We start from the raw sequence: 20,938 nt of genomic DNA on the forward strand, positions 1-20,938 counted from the left end.
AGCAGTACCTTTAATGTATTTTTCAAGATCCATTTGAAAAATACATTTTTTTGGATTTTAAGTGTTCACATCTAACGTAGTGCTTGGCCCTGTTTTATGTTTAACCGTAACTTTATAATCACCAGATTGAGTGTATGAATGTTGCAACGATGTTCCACCATTCATTCCATCAATTTTCTGGGTTTGACCATCCCCCCAATCAACCACGTAATTCTGATAAGAACTTGGAATTTGTCCTACACAAGAACGCAGCCCTACAGATAAATCTACATTTTGACCGTTAACACTTGATCGAACAATAGGCGAAAGTGCTGAACTTGGGTGCGCAATATCTTTAAATAAGACGTTCTTATTTACGAGTGGCCACGATTTATCTAAGAAGTTCTTATGAAACGCATGCCCTTCTGCTGCAGCATTGACATGAAGATCGACCTTAACAAAACCTGCATAAACAGTATCGTCCGCACCAAGTCCATTCCCATTACCACAGTCATTACCAACATACCCATTTACATTTACTGGCATATTGGCATCAATTCCAGCTTGAGCATGGATATAGCCATTAAATACGTCAGCTAAAATCATCAAATTGATGTGTGGTGTAAGCGAAATTGAACCAAGTGCCTGATATCGAATATCATCAAGCGTCACCAAACCATTATCATTATAAGTCGACTCGGTTTTTTTACACTCATGCTTGGTACATTCGTATTGATATTCACCTTCGATATCCAATTGCTTTTTAAGGCCAATATCGCCATTAGCTTGATAATGGATGTCACCAACACCTGCACTTATTGGTAACCTAACATCGTAAACAAATGGAATACTCGCAATTTTAAAACCACCACTGCCTATAACTGGGTCTTTGATATCCCAATCCCAAGTTTTAATGTCGCCAGCCACACTGCCATGAATATCAAAATTACCCGTGATAGTGTAATTGGCGGTACCAACCACTTTATCGACTTCTACACGATGGGGAATGCATAGCTTTGAATAGACGCTGTAATAAATTTGAGCTTTAGTCTTAATAGCAAATTCAGCATCAATTTCTCCATTCAGGTTTGCATTACCGCTTGCTGCAGTTTTTGATTCTCTATAAGGCTGGTCGAAATCTTTTTTGAGAGTGAAATCTTCTTGACTGCGACTATTACAGCTATAAAAGCTGCTCATTGGGGCAATGCCTTGAGCATTGACGTTTTTACCCAAGCTCATTAGTCTTTGCTGAACATAAGGTTGAAGGTTAGTCGACTGAATGTAAGCGTTGAATTGCTCAGGAGAGTCATTTAAATGATCAGCAACCCCTTTATCTACCACAATAAGAGAGATTTCTCGGTTAAGGCACTGTTTATCATTTTTTTCACAGTTTTTGTGGGAGTAATCATCAATGATCCCTTGTTCCTCTTCTTTTGAAAGCCCTGCTTCCCTCGCAGCATTCATTGCCCCTTGCACCGAGTGGATATAAAACAGTGTACTGTTCTGCTGTTGAGAAGAATCGTCAGAATAGTAGGTCACTTGTTTGAGCTCATAACCTGTTCCTGTTTGTAAAACAGTCGTCTGAATATCGTTAATTTTAGGGTAAGAGTTTGAGTTTACATCATTTACTTGTGTCTGCGCTTGCGCTTGAATCGCCATTGCAGAAAGTAAAAGCGGAGTAACGGTTAAAGCCCGTTTCAACGTTTTTAGGTACATTTATACACCTCTTCATCATTCTCGTATTTGAAGACTTGGAATTAAGCTTGTTGAAAAACTCTATGTCGATGGGTAGCTTCATAGCCTCACTTGCGACAATGTCACACCATAGGTGTTTTCTACGAAACAACTGCTTAGAAGCAAATTTTGGAAGATGTGGCATGCTCACATTAATCGAATTTAATGCTGGCTGAAATAACCTAACTAGGCTAATTGTTTATTTTATATACAAATTCGTTATACCTCATTTCGAGCTGCAGCTTGAGTAATTGCTCTTCACACTTTCAACATGTAGTGTGATCATTTGAACAACTCTTTCACTTGTATTCGCTAAATCTTCGGCTGTGCGGCAAAGTTTCCGCTTTAAAACTCATAACATATACCATTTCAATTGAAATTTACGCTTATTACCAACGGTCAACCTTTTTGTAGACTAATCTGATTGCATTTTAATCGAGTCTACCATATCGTCATATTTAGCTTATTTTTCATACGCCCACTGTTTTACAAAGGGAACCATAATGCAAATTGGAATACCCAAAGAATCACTCGAAAATGAACCAAGAGTTGCTGCAACTCCAATCAGTGTTGCTCAGCTCATTAAACTTGGTTTTGATGTACAGATTGAACCTGATGCTGGAGCTGCGGCAAGCTTCACTAATCAGACCTATATGGATGCTGGTGCAAACCTTTCTGAGGATATCTGGCAAGCAGATATCATTTTCAAAATGAATGCACCGACTGATGATGAAATCGAAAAGTTAACAGCCGGAACCATTCTTGTCAGCTTTATTTGGCCAGCTCAGCATCCTGAACTTGTGCAAAAGTTGTCTGAAAAGAAAGTAACGGTTTTAGCCATGGATATGGTGCCACGTATATCACGTGCTCAATCATTGGATGCCCTTTCTTCAATGGCGAACATCAGTGGTTACCGTGCTGTTGTTGAAGCAGCTCATGAATTTGGGCGTTTCTTTACAGGTCAAATTACCGCAGCGGGTAAAGTACCACCAGCTAAGGTATTAGTCATTGGTGCAGGGGTTGCAGGTTTAGCCGCAATTGGTGCAGCAGGATCATTAGGCGCCATTGTTCGTGCCTTTGATACTCGACTAGAAGTTGCTGAGCAAATTGAATCCATGGGAGGTGAATTTCTCAAGCTTGAATTCAGTGATGAGGACGGTGGCTCGACTGATGGTTACGCCAAAGTCATGTCTGAAGCGTTTATTGAAGCTGAAATGGCCTTGTTTGCAGAACAAGCCAAAGATGTGGACATCATCATCACTACGGCACAAATTCCAGGTAAGACAGCGCCGAAATTGATCACACAAGAGATGGTTGATTCGATGAAAGCTGGATCGGTCATTGTCGATCTGGCTGCGGGTTCGGGTGGTAATGTTGAACCAAGTGTTGCAGGTGAAAAAGTTACCACTGAAAATGGGGTTACCGTGATTGGTTACACCGATTTGGCTGGTCGACTACCGACTCAGTCTTCCCAACTGTATTCAACCAATTTAGTCAATCTAATGAAACTGCTTTGCAAGCAGAAAGATGGCCAAGTTGAATTGGACTTTGAGGATGTTGTGACTCGAAACATGGCAGTGACTCACGAAGGTGAAATCATGTTCCCGCCGCCACCGATTTCAGTATCTGCGGCACCGCAAAAACCGAAAGAAGAAACAAAACCTCAACTAAAAGAGCCTGAAAAACCATCCAATAAAAAATATTGGATTGGTGCACTGGGCGCATTAGCTTTCACAGCCATAGCAGCGACTGCGCCTGCGGCTTTCTTATCACACTTTACAGTTTTCATACTTTCTTGCGTAGTGGGTTATTACGTCGTGTGGAATGTATCGCATTCATTACATACACCTCTGATGTCAGTCACTAATGCCATCTCGGGGATTATCGTTGTTGGAGCGCTACTCCAAATTGGGCATGACTCATTGTTAATTAAAGGTCTAGCCTTTTTTGCTGTATTGATTGCCAGTATCAATATCTTTGGGGGCTTTACCGTCACCCAACGTATGTTGAAAATGTTCCGTAAAGATTAAGAGGCTTAATTATGTCACAAGGGATTATTACAGCCGCTTACTTAATTGCTGCGGTACTATTCATTTTCAGCCTTGCAGGTCTGTCAAAACAAGAGACTGCGAAGCAAGGTAACATTTGCGGTGTGGTCGGTATGACCATTGCCTTAATAGCAACCATCTTAAAACCTGAAACCTTGGGTATAGAATGGATAGTTGTCGCAATGGTGCTTGGTGGTGCAATTGGTGTTTATCTAGCCCGTCGTGTTGAAATGACGGAAATGCCAGAACTGGTTGCGGTTTTGCACAGCTTTGTTGGTTTGGCTGCGGTGTTAGTTGGCTTTAATAGCTTTATTGATCTACACCCCGAAACAGTGGGCTCAGTTTCTGACGCTATAAAACAAATAAGCCACAGCGGTGCTGAATACAACATCCATTTAGTTGAAGTGTATTTAGGTATCTTTATTGGTGCGGTCACGTTTACTGGCTCTGTTGTAGCATTTGGTAAATTAAGAGGCGTTATTAACTCTAAAGCGCTGATGCTACCTCATCGCCACAAACTCAACCTGCTTGCTCTAGTTGTGAGCACTGCCATTCTTATCCACTTTGTTGGCTCTCATGCAAGTATCACTTCGCTGATCATTATGGCCGTAATTGCAGGTATTTTTGGCTGGCATTTGGTTGCATCAATTGGTGGCGCAGATATGCCAGTGGTTGTTTCAATGCTGAATTCATATTCAGGTTGGGCTGCTGCCGCAGCAGGCTTTATGCTTTCTAATGACTTATTGATCATTGTTGGTGCGTTAGTGGGATCGTCAGGGGCGATTCTCTCTTACATTATGTGTAAAGCAATGAACCGTTCATTTATTTCGGTTATTGCAGGCGGTTTTGGTACCAAGGTGCAGCAGTCTTCTTCTGATGAAGAGCAAGGCGAGCACCGTGAAACTCAAGCTGAAGATGTTGCAGATATGCTGAAAAACTCTCGCAATGTGATCATTACTCCTGGATACGGAATGGCAGTAGCGCAAGCACAGTACCCTGTAGCTGAAATCACACAGAAACTGCGTGATAAAGGGATTAATGTTCGTTTTGGTATACACCCTGTTGCTGGACGCCTACCGGGACACATGAATGTATTGTTAGCAGAAGCTAAAGTGCCTTACGATATCGTATTAGAAATGGACGAGATCAACGATGATTTCTCTGATACAGATACTGTTCTGGTGATTGGTGCTAACGATACTGTTAACCCTGCAGCACTAGACGATCCAAACTCACCAATTGCAGGTATGCCTGTACTTGAAGTATGGAATGCAGAAAACGTCGTTGTGTTTAAACGTTCGATGAATACGGGTTACGCTGGTGTTCAAAACCCGTTATTCTTCAAAGAAAATACGCAAATGCTCTTTGGCGATGCTAAAGCAAGTGTGGCCAATATTCTTAAAGCACTGTAGTACTCATATTAACTTCTAGGGGGCTAAGCATTAGCCCCCTTTTTTATACCTAATTCTTTTTCCTAATATAAACTGCAGACAAACCGCAATATAATCAATTGTTCTACAAAGGATATTATCCGCTCGGACGCCAAACTTTAACGGCATTTGAGGATTAAATATGACTGCAAAGCACCTTCATGTTGCAGGTAGTTTACTTTTATCACTATTCACAGCAAACAGTTATGCTAACCAATTTACTATCTCTATAACCAACAGCTTCACCAATCCAATTTCAATTACCTCGATTAAGCAGAATCAATCTGAACTGCTTGATGAGCCGACAAGCATCAATGCACTCAGTAATGGGAACTTCACATTGACAGGTGATGGTAACTTACAAAATCAATTTGAAGTTCAACTAGAAAATATGAGCCGACAATTAACATTTGATGTCGTTGAAACTAACGGAACATTCAATGCTACCTTAACTGGAGATTGTGAATCAAACGGCATACACAAAACCTGCAACTTAGCTTTGAAAGCCGATGAGAAGGTAAAACGGTTCAACCCTGAAATGGCTTCATTTCATTCGGAAGTTGCAGCAAAATTATCCTCTGCAAATTTATCTGTAATGTTAAATCCAACGCATTTGGGCCCAGAAATCAATAACGACGCAAGTAAAATATCCATTCTGAGTTACAACGTATGGGGAACTAAAATCTACGGTTCAAAAAAAGAAGATGAACGATTCTCTGCTATTCCTGAGCAAGTGCACGGTTATGATGTTCTAGCCCTTTCAGAAGTCGTTGACCAAAAGCCAGCAACTAAAACTCTGCTCCCCCTTCTTTCAAAAGAATACCCCTATGTTACCCAAGATTACCACCCGATATTTCATGACAAAATCATTCGATTTGTAGGCACTGGACTTAGAGTAGTATCGAAGTACCCAATCCTTGCTGCAGATGTTCACTATTTCGATCGTTGTGATGGTTTGCAGTGTTTTGCTTCAAAAGGAGTTGTGTACGCTGAAATAAACAAGCTCGGTCAGAAATATCATCTCTTTATCTCACATACTCAATCAGGGACATCTTTTGATGCCAAAAATGATCGCTTAGCACAAATCCAAGAGATAAAAGACTTTATCGACTCGAAAAACATCCCAAAAGATGAACCTGTGATTGTGGCTGGCGATCTAAACATCGATAAAATCAACATGCCTGATGAATATGACACTATGCAAACCACATTAGATACAACCGTGCCTGATTTATCTGGATGGAAGTATACGTTTGATCCGCAGCATAACCATTGGGCCGAAGGCATCGAAGAATACCTCGATTACGTATTGCCAATTAATGATCATTTAGTTCCATTGAAAGCAACTAACGAAGTGATCCCAATGAGAAGTTCATCAAGTGACTTGTGGGGCATTTGGGACTTATCAGATCATTACCCTGTTGCGGCAACGTTCGAATATGCTTTAGATCCACACCCACAGAATTAAGCTATTATTTTTCTTACAAAAAAGCCCTGATAAATCAGGGCTTTTCTCTGCGATAAAACAGGAATTAAGCTTGAGGACGCATGAACTATGCTTGGGGACGCATTGCTGGGAACAAAATTACGTCACGAATCGTATGCGTGTTGGTAAACAGCATCACTAAACGATCGATACCAATACCCTGACCCGCTGTTGGCGGTAAGCCGTGCTCTAGTGCAGTAATGTAGTCTGCATCATAGAACATCGCCTCATCATCACCGGCATCTTTCGCTTCAACCTGTGCTTTAAAGCGGTTGTCTTGATCTTCCGCATCATTAAGCTCAGAGAAACCATTTGCGACTTCACGGCCACCGATGAAGAACTCAAAACGGTCGGTAATAAATTCGTTTTCATCATTACGACGAGCAAGTGGAGAAATATCCGCAGGATAACCCGTAATGAACGTTGGTTGCATTAACTGAGGTTCAGCCGTTTCACCAAAGATCTCTTCAAGCAATTGACCACAAGTCCAAAATGACTCCACTTCAATATGAAGGCTCTTCGCCAGCTTACGCATAAATTCAACGTCTTTAACTTCTTCATAAGTCATTGACTGAACCGTTGCGTTATCTGGGTTGTAGTGCTTAATTGCATCAAGCATGCTCATACGAGCGTATGGCGCACCAAAATCAACGGTATGCTCACCATAAGGAAGTTTAGTATCACCACAAAGCTCTTTTGCGATTGAACTCAGCATCTCTTCCGTTAGATCCATTAGATCTTGGTAATCAGCGTACGCCATATAGAATTCCATCATAGTGAATTCTGGGTTATGACGTGGTGATAAGCCTTCGTTACGGAAGTTGCGGTTAACTTCAAATACACGCTCGAAACCACCAACAACTAGACGCTTTAAATATAACTCTGGTGCAATACGTAGGTACATCGCCATATCAAGTGCATTATGATGAGTCTCAAATGGACGCGCTGTTGCACCACCTGGGATGGTATGCATCATTGGGGTTTCAACTTCCATGAACTCTTTTTTGATCATGAAGTTACGGATTGAGGAAACCACTTTAGAACGCATGATGAAGGCTTCACGAGAATCTTCATTCACGATCAAATCAACATAACGCTGACGGTAACGCATTTCTTGGTCAGTTAAGCCGTGGAACTTTTCAGGAAGTGGACGCAATGCTTTGGTCAGCAATTGGTAATCTTCCATGTTCACGTAAAGATCGCCTTTACCTGAAAGATGTAGCTGGCCAGTAACACCAATGATGTCACCGATGTCTAAACCTTGATATTTCGCTTTTAGCTCTTTTTGAACGGGCTTACCAGCATAGGCTTGAATGCGACCAGAAACATCTTGGATCACTAAGAAAGGACCACGTTTCGCCATTACACGACCAGCGATTGAACGTTGAATGCCCATTTCTTCTAACTGCTCTTTGGTATACTCGCCATACTCAGCTTGAATATCTGCGGCCTTGTGTTTTCGATCGAAGTTGTTTGGGTGACCATTAGCAGGACAAGCTTCGCGAATATGGGCGAGCTTTGCACGACGCTCAGCAATGAGCTTATTTTCATCTTGGACGTGTTCAGTCATTTTCTTCTCTCGTTAACAATTACAGACCTGATTTCAGGCTGGCTTCAATAAATCTATCTAGATCACCGTCAAGGACGGACTGTGTACTACGATTTTCTACGCCTGTGCGTAAATCTTTAATACGGGAATCATCCAAAACGTATGAACGAATTTGACTTCCCCAACCGATATCAGACTTAGCGTCTTCAGCAGCTTGCTTGTCTGCATTTTGCTTTAGCATTTCAAGCTCATAAAGCTTTGCTTTTAGCTGCTTCATGGCCGCATCACGGTTTTTATGTTGCGAGCGATCGTTTTGGCACTGCACAACCGTATTAGTTGGCAAGTGAGTAATACGAATCGCAGATTCCGTTTTATTCACGTGCTGACCACCCGCCCCAGAGGCACGGTAGGTATCAACACGTAAATCAGAGGGATTGATATCAATTTCAATAGAATCATCCACTTCTGGATAAACAAATACAGAGCAAAATGAAGTATGACGTTTACCTGATGAATCAAACGGCGATTTCCGCACAAGACGGTGAACACCTGTTTCAGTACGTAACCAGCCAAACGCATATTCACCGGTAAATTTAATGGTTGCGCCTTTAATGCCGGCAACATCACCATCAGTCACTTCAATTAATTCAGGTTTAAAATCGTGAGCTTCACCCCAGCGCAGGAACATACGCAGAACCATGTTCGCCCAATCTTGCGCTTCAGTACCGCCTGAGCCTGATTGAATATCAAGGTAGCAATCAGATTCATCACTTTGACCAGAGAACATACGGCGGAACTCAAGCTCTTCAAGACGAGATTCAAGATCGGTTAATTCAGCACTCGCATCATTAAACGTTTCTTCGTCATCTTCTTCAATCGCTAGCTCTAAAAGACCTTCAACGTCCTCTAAGCCACTGTCCATATCATCAATGGTCTTTACGACTTTTTCTAACGATACACGCTCTTTACCAAGCGCTTGGGCATGTTCAGGATTGTCCCACACTTCTGAGCTTTCAAGCTCACGGGTAACTTCTTCTAGACGCTCTTTCTTAGCATCATAGTCAAAGGTACCCCCTAAGAAGATCTGTCCGCTCAGACAACTCCTTAATTTTGGTTTTCACCGGATTTACTTCAAACATGAATTTCTATTCGCTTATCCGCATTGAAAGCGGCCATGGACCACTTTCAAGTAAATTAAAAAATCAGCCGATTATTTTAACCTAAGCGAGTTGTACAAGGAATAGCGGTTATAAAGTTTGTAGTACAAATTTTGCGATTTGAAAGAGTAAGATAAGCAGGCTGAGCTTAAGAATTGAAAATTCCTTCCATCTCAGCAAATAAAATCCGATTAAAACAATCACCCCATCAACAAATGAATTAATAGATGAAGTGACAACGGGCGATACCCACGCCGCAGCAAGAATGCCAACTACCGCAGCACTTAACATTTTAATGGCTGCATTAAACCTCGGTCGTTGACACAAAGATTCCCACGCTGGCATTGCTGCCAGCAACAATAAAAATCCGGGCGTGAAAATCGCTAATGTTGCCAGCAATGCACCAATGAAAGCATTCCCTTGCCATGCCGTTGTCCCTAAAAAGCTACTGAGCGTAAACATCGGGCCCGGTATCAATTGCGCAAAACCGTATCCAGCAAGAAAGCTTTGTGAATCAATAATTTCAGATAACCCATTTTGTAACAGAGGTAACACGACATGGCCGCCACCAAAGACTAATGAACCTGCTAGATAAAACTCTTTTAACACTTGAATATTTTGTGGATAGTGATTTGACCACATCAATGCAAATAGTAGTGATGAAAACAGCGCTAACCAGCGCTTTTTAAACTTCAATGATGAAGTTTCAGTTACTGATTTTGTCTCTGCAAGAAGCGTACTACCCATGATTGCTGCTATCAGCAATACCGCAATTTGTATAATAGCGTTCGGGAAATACAACAGCACGGCAAACGAAAACAGTGCCATGATTCGAGTGGCAATATCATCACAGAAATTTTTACTCATACCGACGACGGCATCGGCCACCACTATCACTGCTAATAGTTTCAAACCATGAATCAATAACAGCAGCCAAGACGTTTCAAGCCAAGTTGAACTGACCACCGCTAATGCAAACATCAATAAAAATGAAGGTAATGTAAAACCAATAAAAGCGGCTAGCGCTCCGACTAAACCACCTCGATGGTATCCAACAGCAAAACCAAGCTGACTAGAAGCTGGGCCTGGTAAACACTGACATAAAGCGAACAATCGTTGAAACTGCGCTTCACTGAGCCACTGCAATTCACCAACAAATCGTTTATTGAAGTAACCGATATGGGCAACAGGTCCCCCAAAACAAATACAACCTAAAATAAGAAACTGCCCAAAAATATGTATAGGCATTGCCTTTTCCCTAAGTATTTTTTTGAGCCAGATTATGACACTTTAATGTCAGTAATATTACATTGTTCGATTGCATTTAATTTATGTCATTAGTTATTAGTTATTGATATCAACCATGAACTTAAACGATCAATTAGCCTTTGGCTTGCTTAAAGCGATCTTATCGAAATCGGCCACTTGGGTTCGTTTACCCAGTCGTTTTTCAAGCCAGGCCAGTGTTTGCCTTGCCGTCACTCGATAAGTCGTTAATTTTCCTCCTAAGATGGTGACCACATTTTGATGCTCTGGGTATACTTTCATCATGGTTTCACGTGACCGCTTAAAAGGATTGGACGAACTTTTAGGCAAGACTCTAGCGCCACAAAAGGTTTTTAGAATCAAATGTTGTAATTCGTCATATGAGTACCGCTCAAAATAATGAGCGTAGATCTCACAAAGATACTGGATTTCGTTTTCTGAGGCTTTAAACGTATCAGGTGCTTCTTTTACCGCACTCTCAGTTGTCCCAACCAATGTCTTTCCATACCAAGGCATCACAAAAACCACTCTTGAGTCCTGATGTGATTCAAGATACAAAATATGGTCACTCGCTGAAATATCCAGTAAAACATGAGAACCAGCCACAAGTTCTACTTCCATATCAGGTACTCGTGGAACCAATTTTTTGGCTATTTCCGTCCCCCAAGGCCCGGCAGCATTTACGACACACTTAGCATTAATCTGTACAATTTCACCTTCTGCTTCAGTCTCAACGACATAAGATTCACCTTTTTTCTCAATTTTGGTGCAATCGTAATTCTCATAAATTTCGGCGCCCATTTCTTTTGCACTTTCAGCCACCGCCGATGTTAAAAGGTGATCATCAGTTTGAGCATCCCAATATTGAAATAAGGCGATCATTCCTTCTTGTTTAATGCTTGTAATAGTTGGCCATTCCCTTTTATTAACACGACGAAACCGACCATAACGGCTAAAACCACTCAATAAATAATACAAACTTAAACCTGTAAAAAGCTGCCACGGCTTACGTTGGCTAGATTGGTATACTGGAATATAAAACTTGACTGGCCTAACTAGATCTTTTGCATTAGCAAGTAGAAACGAACGCTCTGACAATGATTCGTATACCAACTTTAATTGTGCCGTTTCAAGATATCTTAGCCCACCATGAATCAATTTACTCGAATTCGAGGATGTGGCTTTAGCAATTTTATTCTTATCGACTAAGATAACTCTGTAACCTGCTGCTGACGCACATTGCGCTACGCCAGAACCTAAAATTCCACCTCCAATTATCACTACATCTGCATCTTTCATTTAAATGCCTCAAACATTAGTAATGCGATAAACAACCACTTAGTGGTTTGACCAGTTACAAAAATACTTATTCTATTTTTCGATATCGCCAGAAACTTAACCATCTATTATTAATATCAGAAGAAGTCTAAAAACGCTGTTAAAAATGACCTGTTCATCAGCCAAACTCAGCGATATGACTATACTAAAAACTATAGCAGCTACACGTTAAGTGCAAAAAAGGCAGAAGCCACAGCTCTTCAACGACTCGAGAGAGTAAGCATAAGACTTCTAGCAAAACAATTTTTATTCATCTGTGTAGTACCTATTGAAGGAGTTGTAAGATGAAACATGAAGATTTCGATACGCTACAAAAGTTCGTCCAAATGGGCGGCTCTTTGAAAATGCTAACGGATATTGACGATAAAGATTTAAATAACCTTTATCAATATGCGTTACAACTTGTAGCTTTCAAAGATTACCACGGTGCAAGAAATATCTTCTATATGCTTTGGCGCATCGATAGTTGGAACTTTGATTACAACTTCTCTTTAGGTTTGATGTGTCAACAATTAGATCAACATCACGAAGCCATTTATTGCCTATGCAGAGCTGGAACCCTTCAAATCGATAATCCATTGCCTTCTTACCATGCAGGGCTAAGTTATAGTGCGCTTGGAAATTTAGAATTTGCAACAAAGAGCTTTACTGCTTCCTTAAATTGGACAAACGGACGGACTGAATTTTCAGAAGTAGAGGCTTCAGCTAAAGAGCAACTTGCTCTGTTAGCAGCTCAAACTGAGGAGGTTCAAAATGCCTAGTGGTAGCGGAATTACAGGTAAACCTGGTGTACATATCCCCCAAGTGGAAACACCAGAATACAACACAGATCTTAACCCAGATTTAATTGATGCAAGCAATCATGCGATCAAAAAAGCAACATCGTTGCCGCATTTTAATCAGTCTGCCGGTGCATTGCTGAGTCACGTTGATGAGCAAGAGAAAAAGGAAAGAAAAGAACAAGTAAGCTTCAAAGATTACGATCAATCTACACAGAATATCTTAAATGCGATCACTCATAATGCGAAGCCTAATTCACCAGAGGTGAGAGCGGCGGTCAAATCACTCAGCACTATTTCAGGTAGGGATCTACCAAAAATAAATATGCGATCGCTCTCAGGAATGATGGGTAACCTTTGCTTATCTGTCTTCTCAGCTACAGCTGATGCGAAGTCTAAAGCCAGTCAAATTATGACGGACTCACAATGTAAAATCCGAGACAACAAAGTTAAAGAGTATCAAGATCAGTTAAAGAAACAAGTAGATGCCGCAAAGAAAGCCAAAAAGCTAGGTATTTTTGCTTGCGTCGTAGACTGGGTGGTCAGTATTGCTGAGCAAATCTATGGCTTATTTAAACTCGTCGAAGGCGTTGTTGAAGCCGTTGCAAGTTTAGGTTGTGACCCAAATGCCTACGCCAGTATTGTTGCAGGTGCGGCTTACTATGCAGCAGGTGTGGCAGGCATGGTTAAAGCTGCGGCTGAAACGGCGAAACTTTGTGGTGCTAACCCCAAAATCTGTGACAAGGTAGCTCAAATAGCAGGTTACATTCAACTGGGTATTGAGATGGTTGGTCTTGCAACGGATATTTTGGGTGCAGGTATGGCTTTTAAAGCTGCGAATAGTGCAGTAAAAGGCGCAGCTGAAACTGCGACACAAGCTGCAGGTAAACAAGTCATGGCCGCCGTTTCCAAAGCAGGTACTGAAGGCACTAAAGAGGGAGTTATGGAAGTGACTGATCAAGGTGTTAATGCAGCAGTTAAATCCATCGAAGAAGTGTCTGAAAAAATAGCTGAAGAAGTGTCTGAAAAACTTGGAGACTCTGTTGTTACACGAATTCTTAACCAAGGTGTCAAAGAAATCGTCGAGGAAGCGGGTAAAGAAGGCTACAAAATAGGTAAAGAAGCCCTTAAAGATACGGTTAAAAATGTATTCAAACGCGTTACAAAAGCCTTTGGTAAAGATGCAATTAAAAAGATGGTTAAAGACAGCCTAAAAGAGTCAATGGATGAAGCGGCAAAACAATCCGCTAAAGGCATCAACCGAAACCTGACAAGAGTTATTAGCGACATGAGAGTAAAAATCTTTAAGCGCTGTTTAATGGCTGCAATCAAAGTCACCATAAAATCCACTTTTTTAACTGCTGTTTTCGGCTTGGGTCAATCGATCAGTCAAGGTGGTAAAGGGGCGAATACTATCGTTCAAGGTAATTTTACAAAAGCAATCCAAATACTGATAACGCAACAAGGATTTTTAGGGCTTCTAGACCAAGATATGGACTCAAGCAGGAAAGAAGAAGAGAAACAAATTAAAGACGTGCTTAGTAAAAGTGCAACAGTCTTACAAAACGTTAAGGATATGCAAGAGCAAATGATGCAAGTAAGCGTTCAGGTTGCTGTGAATATTAGCCGTTAACATACAGATTTAGACATGAGGAATTTATTATGACTAGCATTACACCACTCCATGCGGCGCATATTGCTGCACAAAACGTCGACATGCTTTACTCAGACGATGATGACATCAAAGGTGGTAAAAAAGGAAAAGGTGGAAAGCGAGCGTCAAGAAAAGGCGGACACCTACAATCAGCAACGGGTCACCACCGAAATAACAAAGCCCAAAAAGGAAAGCATCAACAAAATGAGTTGAATCGAGCCTTGAATAGTGAAGTACATCGTCAATTAGATGATTTAGACGATGAAGTACAAAACATGGGTAAACATACTCAAGATTACAAACAAAGGCATGCTGCTTTCGCTAAGCTGAGTAACCATGACAAACTCACAAGTACGCTAAAATCAGACGATAAGCTTATTAATGATATTGGCGACTTGAATAAAGATTGTAATGACTTTTATTCGGCACTAAAAAAAGATTATGGCAATCTAGGTTCAGGTGACCTTGATGGTGCTCAAGCCATCGCTGAAATTAACGATTTAATGTTTAAATTAGCCAAAATGTTCCAAGCACTGCGTAATATTGTTCAGGATGCTAAAACACTGTTCGATAAGCTCAATTGGGATATCAAAATGAACGCCTTAAATCAGAAAATGGATGCAATAGGGCAAACTCGTAATGCAGCCATGCTCGCCGGTGGACTAAGTGTTGCTGGTGCTACAATTGGCTCTGTTGCGAGTGTCTGCGGTGTCATTGGTGGTGGATTGGGTAAAATTGGTATAGGTGAAAGTTTATCAATTGGCGGCCAAATGTTCAGTAAGCTCACCGATGGAGCTGGTAGTATGGGTAGCGCTCAAATTACTTATGGTGCAGATATCAAAAGAACGATTGCAGGTTTAGTTGACCAAATTTCTGAACAGTTTTCTAAAGATGTAAGCGATGCTTACTCAAGAGCAAATAAAACCTCTGTCGATATGATTTCTCTACTGACTGAGCTTGTAAACTTACATAGAGCTATCGAAGCTGCTATCAGCAAATAATAGGTGAACCATGGATCCAGTTTCTGAATATTTTATCAGTAAGGGAATTACGCCTGAAACGGCCTACTTCGGAGAAAGTAACTACGAAGTAGGAAAAACCGTTAATACAGATGAGTGGACAATGACTTATCGAGTTGAAGAAAATGAAGTGATTATTGGTGACTTTGAAACTCACGAAAAATCACCTAAAGGAATCAAGAGTTCAGTTTCAGCATTTGTCGAGTTACTAAAAAGCTTTAAGCAACTCCCCGGAATTGAAAGAGTAAAAGGCATGGTGCTATCAAAGCAATGCTTCCCTTGGGAAGAAGAGGAGAGAAAAAAGTTAGAACTGCTCAAAAAAATATACTTACAAAACGGAGCAGTAGAAGAACTTGATGCAGAAGGCGATGTTTGGGTTGTCTATTAATCGATATGATCAAATTTAGTTAGCGTGTTATTTCCAAGGAGTGGAATTATGATGTATTCACGACTCAATATTATCCCATACGATAATGGTTTAAAATCAGAACCATTAAACGAGCTTTGTCTTCTTTCAAACAAATCAGCAGAAGAGCTATTGAACTCATTTACCCAGCAATCTGCAAGAAATCATAATTCCCATGACTTCCCTCTAATTCTTAAAGGTTCAGACCACAGTCGTTTTTATTACCCAATTCATTTTGAAACTCAAGCAGACACAAAAAAGCCCTAGTGTTTAAACTAGGGCTTAATGTTTGGTCGGTGATAGAGGATTCGAACCTCTGACCCTCTGCTCCCAAAGCAGATGCGCTACCGGGCTGCGCTAATCACCGTATCTGGGAAAACTGAAAAATCAGTTTTTAAAATGTGGTCGGTGATAGAGGATTCGAACCTCTGACCCTCTGCTCCCAAAGCAGATGCGCTACCGGGCTGCGCTAATCACCGAGAAGTGGGGTGACTGATGGGGCTCGAACCCACGACAACCGGAATCACAATCCGGGGCTCTACCAACTGAGCTACAATCACCACAAATATTTGCTAACAACTTAATGAATAGTGCATTCATTCCAGAAATGGTGCGCCCAGAAGGATTCGAACCCTCGGCCTCACCCTCCGGAGGGGTGCGCTCTATCCAACTGAGCTATGGGCGCTCATCATCGGTTAGCGCGGCGTATAATAGGGATAAATGAATGCCGCGTCTAGTACTGATTTCACTTTTTATTTTATTTGCTCAAGAATTAGCACATTAAGTCGAGAATTATACATTATTCGATTAAAATTTGACTTGGCAGATAAAAAAATACATGTTAATTCTAGTTGCGATAATAAAAAAAGTGAATAATTCTGAGCTGGAGCGAATACGAACAAATGGATTTTGGCGTAAAGAAACCAGAAACACATCAAAAGAGCAGTACCGTAGGTCGATTAAAGAAACGGATTGTTCGATTGAAAGACATTGCTTTGCAATATAAGCAAGCTAAATGTGCTCGAGACACTCTCATTTCTATTTCAAACATTGCTTCTAAAGCAGAGACTCTCAATTGTTTTTATCAAGGCGTTCATCAACAGTTGCAACAAATAATGCCTGCTGATAACTTTTTCATTGCGGCTTTGTGCACTCAAACGAATCGACTCGACATTCCTTTTTTTGTGGATGAAAAAGACGATTGTCCATTTGTTAATACTGCAGAGCAAATATCAAAAAAGCTTTGGCAAGGTTTGACAGGCCATGTAATCAAAACCGGAGAACCATTTTTATTTTGTGGTAAAGATATTGATGAGCAAATATCAGCGCAAGGTATTACTCCTCAAGGTCCCAGTTGTAAATCATGGCTTGGTACCCCAATATTGCAAGGCGGCACCCCAGTTGGTGTCATTGTTGTTCAAAGCTACAGCTCTTACGATTGCTATGGGCAACCAGAGATAGAACTACTCAGTTTTATCTGTCAGCACATTGAGGGCGTTAGCGAGCGCTTGAAACAGCACGCACAATTAGAACAGGCTATTTCAGTAAGAACGCGTGAACTGATTACGGCTTACAATGATTTAAAACTTGAAGTCACAGAACGAATTAAAGCCGAAAGACTTCAAAGTTCACTTTATAAAATTGCCAATCTCAGCCAGTCCTATATTGACGACAATGATTTTTATCACGAACTGCACAATATTCTTTGCGAATTACTTGAAGCCAACGATTGCTACATTGCCATGCATGATAAAAAGAAAAATTGGCTTAACTTTCCATTTTACAGTTCAGAGGATTCAACCCATATTCATGAAGGCCGCGGATACAAAGATGGTTTGACTGAATACGTAATGAAAGTAGAAAGGCCCATTTTACTTTCTAAAGATGACATTCTTTTAATGACTAAGCAGAAATTGATTTTTCAAGAAACGCCTTTCTGCTTAAATGTGCCTTTAATAACCCAGTGGATGGGCACGCCACTTATCATCCAACAAAAAATTCGTGGTAGCCTCGTCGTCCATCACAATGAACCAGATGTTCGATTTCAAGAAAAAGATTTAGAGCTGCTCAATTTTGTTGGACAACATATTGCGGCTGCTATCGAAAGAAAAGAATCAAGAGAAGCAATGCAGCGTAGTTACAAACTACTGGAGAAGCAGGTAGACAAGCGTACAAAAGAGTTAGAAAAGTCGAATAAAGAACTTGAAAAGGAAATCAGTCGACGCAAAAAAGTTGAACAACAGCTCATTTATGATGCCAAACACGACCCTCTAACAGGCTTACCGAATAGAGCAATGTTTATGGAGCGTCTACAGCATGCCATTAATCATATTCAGCGTCACCCGGATGACACCTTTGCGCTGATGTTTATTGATTTAGACAAGTTTAAATTGATCAACGATACGCTTGGCCATATTGAGGGCGATCGCTTTCTTGTAGAAACCGCAGATAGGCTAAAACTTTGTATTAGACAAAATGACACGTTAGGACGTTTAGGCGGAGATGAATTTGTCATTTTGTTAGATAGCATTCAGCACACTACCGATGCGATTGAAATTGCCGACCGAGTACTACAACTCTTATCTCAACCCTACTCTCTCAATGAGCACAAGTTTTATTCTAGTGCCAGTATTGGGATAACCATTAGTACACAAACCACATCTTGCACTGAAAATATGTTAAAAAATGCAGATATGGCTATGTACCAAGCTAAGGCTAAAGGACGCGGACGTTATGTTCTCCACCAGCCTTCCCAAACAATGAGCCCAACGCCTAAAGTCGCCAGTTAGTCTTTGTTCAACATCGCTCTTAAATTTGAGATATTTGACTTACCAGCACTCACTCTTTCTTGTTCTGACTGAGCGGGCTTTTTGTTTTCCCAAATAACATCGTCCTGAGGCAACTCCATTAAGAATCGACTTGGCTCGGTTCTAATAACCTCACCATACTGCCTACGCTCTCGACAAATAATAAACCACAACTCTCGTTGTGCGCGAGTGATCCCCACGTATGCTAAACGACGCTCTTCTTCAACATTATCTTCATCTATTGACGTTTGATGAGGTAACAAACCTTCTTCCATTCCAACCATAAACACATAAGGAAACTCTAGACCTTTCGATGCATGCAATGTCATCAATTGCACTTGATCACCCGCCTCATCTTCACTGTTTCGCTCCATCATATCTCGAAGCGTTAAGCGAGTAACCACTTCTGGCAACGTCATAGGCTCGTCCAAATCATCACCTTGCAGCATTTCTGTGACCCATCGATATAACTCAGAGATGTTTTTCATCCTCATCTCAGCAGCTTTAGCACTGGTACTGGTTTCATACAGGTAATCTTCGTAATTAATATTACGAATGAGCTGTTTAATGGCATCGATTCCTTCGCCACGAGTTGCAATTTCCCCCGTATCGACAATGAACTTACCGAATTTATATAACTCACCACACGCTTTAGGGCTGAGATGGTGGTTCAACTCGGCTTCAAAAATCGCACTAAACATAGAGATATGCTTACTGTTAGCAAAGTTACCGAGTATTTCTAATGTCGCAGGGCCAATGCCTCGCTTTGGTAGATTGACGACTCTTAGAAAGGCATTGTCATCATCTGGATTAACAACTAAACGCAGGTAAGCCATGATGTCTTTAATTTCCGCTCTCGCAAAAAACGAAGTACCACCACTGAGCTTATAGGGAATGCGATTGGTCATCAGCGCACGTTCAAGCAATCTGGATTGATGATTACCACGATATAGAATGGCATAATCACCGTAACGAGTTTTTCCAACAAACTTATGCCTGATGATCTCAGCTACCACCCTCTCTGCTTCTTGTTCTTCGGTTGCCGCAAGTAAAACCCTTAATGGTTCACCATAGGCAAGCTCGCTGAATAATGATTTATCATAAACATGAGGATTGTTGGCAATCAGGATATTGGCTGACTTTAGAATTCGCTGACTCGAGCGATAGTTTTGTTCAAGTTTAATCAACTTTAAATGTGGGAAGTCTTTCCCTAGGAGTACAAGATTTTGTGGTTTAGCACCGCGCCATGAGTAAATTGACTGATCATCGTCGCCCACTACGGTAAATCTGGCTCTTTCACCTACCAATAATTTCACTAACTCATACTGACTCGAGTTCGTATCTTGATACTCATCCACAAGCAAATACTGAAAACGAGTTTGCCAGCGATCCCTCACTTGAGCGTTATGCTTGAGTAATAGTGTTGGCAGTAAAATTAAATCGTCAAAATCAAGCGCATTATAGGCTTTCATGTGTTGAGCATAACGTTTGTATAATAGAGCAAAGAGTTGCTGCTGCTCTCCTTTAGCTATCTTCAATGCATGCTCTGGAATGACAAGGTTACCTTTCCAATTGGAAATTTCAGTCATTAGCGCACGCAGTAGATCTTTATCTTCTTGTAATTCATTTTCGGTAAGCTCTTTTAGCAGAGCTAATGAATCTTGATCATCAAACAAAGAAAAACCTGCTTTTAAACCAACAACTTTATATTCTTTTTTGATGATTTCTAAACCTAGTGTATGAAACGTAGAAATCCATAAACCACGTGATAACTGTTTACCGATAGACTGTGCAACACGCTCTTTCATTTCACGTGCTGCTTTGTTAGTGAAGGTTACAGCAGCAATATTTCTCGCCCGATAACCACACTTTTCAAGCAAGTAAGCCATCTTATTAATGATCACCCGAGTCTTACCACTACCAGCTCCAGCGAGTACGAGACAGGGGCCTGAGACATAGTGCACAGCTTCGTTTTGACCAGGATTAAGTTTCATTAAAAGCAATTTCCAAAATATGAGTGACGATGGAACTAAAAGAGTTATATAACGCAAACGCACCCAAGACTACTGAATAGTATAAAAGACGTTTGAGACACCACTCCCTTTTTGGCAAGCAGTTTACTATCGTATATAGCGAGTTTTGGGCTCAATGATATCAAAGCCTTCTATACTGATAAATATTTGTGAGCGTGATCTAATTATCTGTATCAGGGCTGAACCAACATAACTTAAAACTCATCAGACTGTATACGACGTATAAAAACACGATCAGAATCACATTTTTATG

At 40.9% G+C, this 20,938-nt stretch carries 15 protein-coding genes and 4 tRNA genes; 9 read left to right on the forward strand and 10 right to left on the reverse strand.

Annotation, left to right across the window (positions count from 1 at the left end; all coding sequences use genetic code 11):
• Window positions 1–57: 57 nt before the first annotated feature.
• Entirely contained in the window at window positions 58–1,695 is a 1,638-nt protein-coding gene (locus tag AC1EU2_RS10830; RefSeq protein ID WP_480298296.1) for a hypothetical protein, read from the reverse strand.
• A gap of 521 nt (window positions 1,696–2,216) precedes the next feature.
• Between AC1EU2_RS10830 and AC1EU2_RS10835 the strand changes: the two genes are divergently transcribed.
• From AC1EU2_RS10835 to AC1EU2_RS10845, 3 genes are all read left to right on the forward strand, one after another.
• Entirely contained in the window at window positions 2,217–3,743 is a 1,527-nt protein-coding gene (locus AC1EU2_RS10835; RefSeq protein ID WP_480298297.1) for a Re/Si-specific NAD(P)(+) transhydrogenase subunit alpha, read from the forward strand.
• 11 nt (window positions 3,744–3,754) lie between these two features.
• Window positions 3,755–5,173, forward strand: coding sequence for a Re/Si-specific NAD(P)(+) transhydrogenase subunit beta (pntB, locus tag AC1EU2_RS10840; RefSeq protein ID WP_480298298.1), 1,419 nt, complete (start codon window positions 3,755–3,757; stop codon window positions 5,171–5,173).
• A 160-nt stretch (window positions 5,174–5,333) separates the two neighbouring features.
• Entirely contained in the window at window positions 5,334–6,659 is a 1,326-nt protein-coding gene (locus tag AC1EU2_RS10845) for a sphingomyelin phosphodiesterase (protein WP_480298299.1), read from the forward strand.
• 85 nt (window positions 6,660–6,744) lie between these two features.
• Here AC1EU2_RS10845 and lysS read toward each other — a convergent pair whose 3' ends face one another.
• The 4 genes from lysS to AC1EU2_RS10865 form a co-directional block, all read right to left on the reverse strand.
• Window positions 6,745–8,247, reverse strand: coding sequence for a lysine--tRNA ligase (gene lysS, locus AC1EU2_RS10850; RefSeq protein WP_480298300.1), 1,503 nt, complete (start codon window positions 8,245–8,247; stop codon window positions 6,745–6,747).
• A gap of 19 nt (window positions 8,248–8,266) precedes the next feature.
• A protein-coding gene (gene prfB, locus AC1EU2_RS10855) for a peptide chain release factor 2 (protein WP_480298301.1) occupies window positions 8,267–9,365 on the reverse strand; the annotation gives its coding sequence in 2 pieces (ribosomal slippage) (window positions 8,267–9,289 and window positions 9,291–9,365; 1,098 coding nt in all).
• Between the two features lie 108 nt (window positions 9,366–9,473).
• Window positions 9,474–10,631, reverse strand: a complete 1,158-nt coding sequence (gene chrA / locus AC1EU2_RS10860; RefSeq protein WP_480298302.1) for a chromate efflux transporter — start codon at window positions 10,629–10,631, stop codon at window positions 9,474–9,476.
• Between the two features lie 129 nt (window positions 10,632–10,760).
• Entirely contained in the window at window positions 10,761–11,948 is a 1,188-nt protein-coding gene (locus AC1EU2_RS10865; RefSeq protein ID WP_480298303.1) for a glycerol-3-phosphate dehydrogenase/oxidase, read from the reverse strand.
• A gap of 323 nt (window positions 11,949–12,271) precedes the next feature.
• On the opposite strand from AC1EU2_RS10865, the gene AC1EU2_RS10870 reads away from it, so the two are divergent.
• From AC1EU2_RS10870 to AC1EU2_RS10890, 5 genes are read left to right on the forward strand one after another with little or no spacing between them, the layout of a single operon-like run.
• A complete protein-coding gene (locus tag AC1EU2_RS10870) occupies window positions 12,272–12,748 on the forward strand; it encodes a SycD/LcrH family type III secretion system chaperone (protein WP_480298304.1) in 477 nt (158 codons plus the stop codon).
• The gene (sctE, locus tag AC1EU2_RS10875) at window positions 12,741–14,399 is read left to right on the forward strand and encodes a type III secretion system translocon subunit SseC family protein (RefSeq protein ID WP_480298305.1); all 1,659 of its coding nucleotides are present in this window, start codon (window positions 12,741–12,743) and stop codon (window positions 14,397–14,399) included. The genes AC1EU2_RS10870 and sctE overlap by 8 nt, the downstream gene beginning before the upstream one ends.
• A 29-nt stretch (window positions 14,400–14,428) precedes the next feature.
• Complete coding sequence (gene sseD, locus AC1EU2_RS10880; protein WP_480298306.1) at window positions 14,429–15,421, forward strand: type III secretion system translocon protein SseD; 993 nt, start codon at window positions 14,429–14,431, stop codon at window positions 15,419–15,421.
• Window positions 15,422–15,431: 10 nt separating this feature from the next.
• Complete coding sequence (locus tag AC1EU2_RS10885; protein WP_480298307.1) at window positions 15,432–15,827, forward strand: hypothetical protein; 396 nt, start codon at window positions 15,432–15,434, stop codon at window positions 15,825–15,827.
• Between the two features lie 48 nt (window positions 15,828–15,875).
• On the forward strand, window positions 15,876–16,112 hold the full coding sequence (locus AC1EU2_RS10890; protein ID WP_480298308.1) for a hypothetical protein: 237 nt from the start codon (window positions 15,876–15,878) through the stop codon (window positions 16,110–16,112).
• A gap of 23 nt (window positions 16,113–16,135) precedes the next feature.
• Here the strand turns inward: AC1EU2_RS10890 and AC1EU2_RS10895 are convergent.
• From AC1EU2_RS10895 to AC1EU2_RS10910, 4 genes are all read right to left on the reverse strand, one after another.
• Window positions 16,136–16,212, reverse strand: a tRNA-Pro gene (locus AC1EU2_RS10895).
• 35 nt (window positions 16,213–16,247) lie between these two features.
• Window positions 16,248–16,324 (reverse strand) — tRNA-Pro (locus tag AC1EU2_RS10900).
• 5 nt (window positions 16,325–16,329) lie between these two features.
• Window positions 16,330–16,405 (reverse strand) — tRNA-His (locus AC1EU2_RS10905).
• A gap of 48 nt (window positions 16,406–16,453) precedes the next feature.
• Window positions 16,454–16,530: transfer RNA gene (locus AC1EU2_RS10910), tRNA-Arg, on the reverse strand.
• Between the two features lie 217 nt (window positions 16,531–16,747).
• Between AC1EU2_RS10910 and AC1EU2_RS10915 the strand changes: the two genes are divergently transcribed.
• A complete protein-coding gene (locus AC1EU2_RS10915; RefSeq protein ID WP_480298309.1) occupies window positions 16,748–18,634 on the forward strand; it encodes a diguanylate cyclase domain-containing protein in 1,887 nt (628 codons plus the stop codon).
• Here AC1EU2_RS10915 and rep read toward each other — a convergent pair.
• The gene (gene rep, locus AC1EU2_RS10920; protein ID WP_480298310.1) at window positions 18,631–20,646 is read right to left on the reverse strand and encodes a DNA helicase Rep; all 2,016 of its coding nucleotides are present in this window, start codon (window positions 20,644–20,646) and stop codon (window positions 18,631–18,633) included. The genes AC1EU2_RS10915 and rep overlap by 4 nt on opposite strands.
• Window positions 20,647–20,938 lie beyond the last annotated feature (292 nt).

It is taken from the genome of Parashewanella sp. 2304DJ23-3 (genome assembly GCF_056591695.1).

What these genes read in the sequence shown, in the direction of transcription:
- AC1EU2_RS10830 (WP_480298296.1), bottom strand. Translation starts at nt 1,695, where the DNA reads ATGTACCTAAAAACGTTGAAACGGGCTTTAACCGTTACTCCGCTTTTA.
- AC1EU2_RS10835 (WP_480298297.1), top strand. Translation starts at nt 2,217, where the DNA reads ATGCAAATTGGAATACCCAAAGAATCACTCGAAAATGAACCAAGAGTT.
- pntB (WP_480298298.1), top strand. Translation starts at nt 3,755, where the DNA reads ATGTCACAAGGGATTATTACAGCCGCTTACTTAATTGCTGCGGTACTA.
- AC1EU2_RS10845 (WP_480298299.1), top strand. Translation starts at nt 5,334, where the DNA reads ATGACTGCAAAGCACCTTCATGTTGCAGGTAGTTTACTTTTATCACTA.
- lysS (WP_480298300.1), bottom strand. Translation starts at nt 8,247, where the DNA reads ATGACTGAACACGTCCAAGATGAAAATAAGCTCATTGCTGAGCGTCGT.
- chrA (WP_480298302.1), bottom strand. Translation starts at nt 10,631, where the DNA reads ATGCCTATACATATTTTTGGGCAGTTTCTTATTTTAGGTTGTATTTGT.
- AC1EU2_RS10865 (WP_480298303.1), bottom strand. Translation starts at nt 11,948, where the DNA reads ATGAAAGATGCAGATGTAGTGATAATTGGAGGTGGAATTTTAGGTTCT.
- AC1EU2_RS10870 (WP_480298304.1), top strand. Translation starts at nt 12,272, where the DNA reads ATGAAACATGAAGATTTCGATACGCTACAAAAGTTCGTCCAAATGGGC.
- sctE (WP_480298305.1), top strand. Translation starts at nt 12,741, where the DNA reads ATGCCTAGTGGTAGCGGAATTACAGGTAAACCTGGTGTACATATCCCC.
- sseD (WP_480298306.1), top strand. Translation starts at nt 14,429, where the DNA reads ATGACTAGCATTACACCACTCCATGCGGCGCATATTGCTGCACAAAAC.
- AC1EU2_RS10885 (WP_480298307.1), top strand. Translation starts at nt 15,432, where the DNA reads ATGGATCCAGTTTCTGAATATTTTATCAGTAAGGGAATTACGCCTGAA.
- AC1EU2_RS10890 (WP_480298308.1), top strand. Translation starts at nt 15,876, where the DNA reads ATGATGTATTCACGACTCAATATTATCCCATACGATAATGGTTTAAAA.
- AC1EU2_RS10915 (WP_480298309.1), top strand. Translation starts at nt 16,748, where the DNA reads ATGGATTTTGGCGTAAAGAAACCAGAAACACATCAAAAGAGCAGTACC.
- rep (WP_480298310.1), bottom strand. Translation starts at nt 20,646, where the DNA reads ATGAAACTTAATCCTGGTCAAAACGAAGCTGTGCACTATGTCTCAGGC.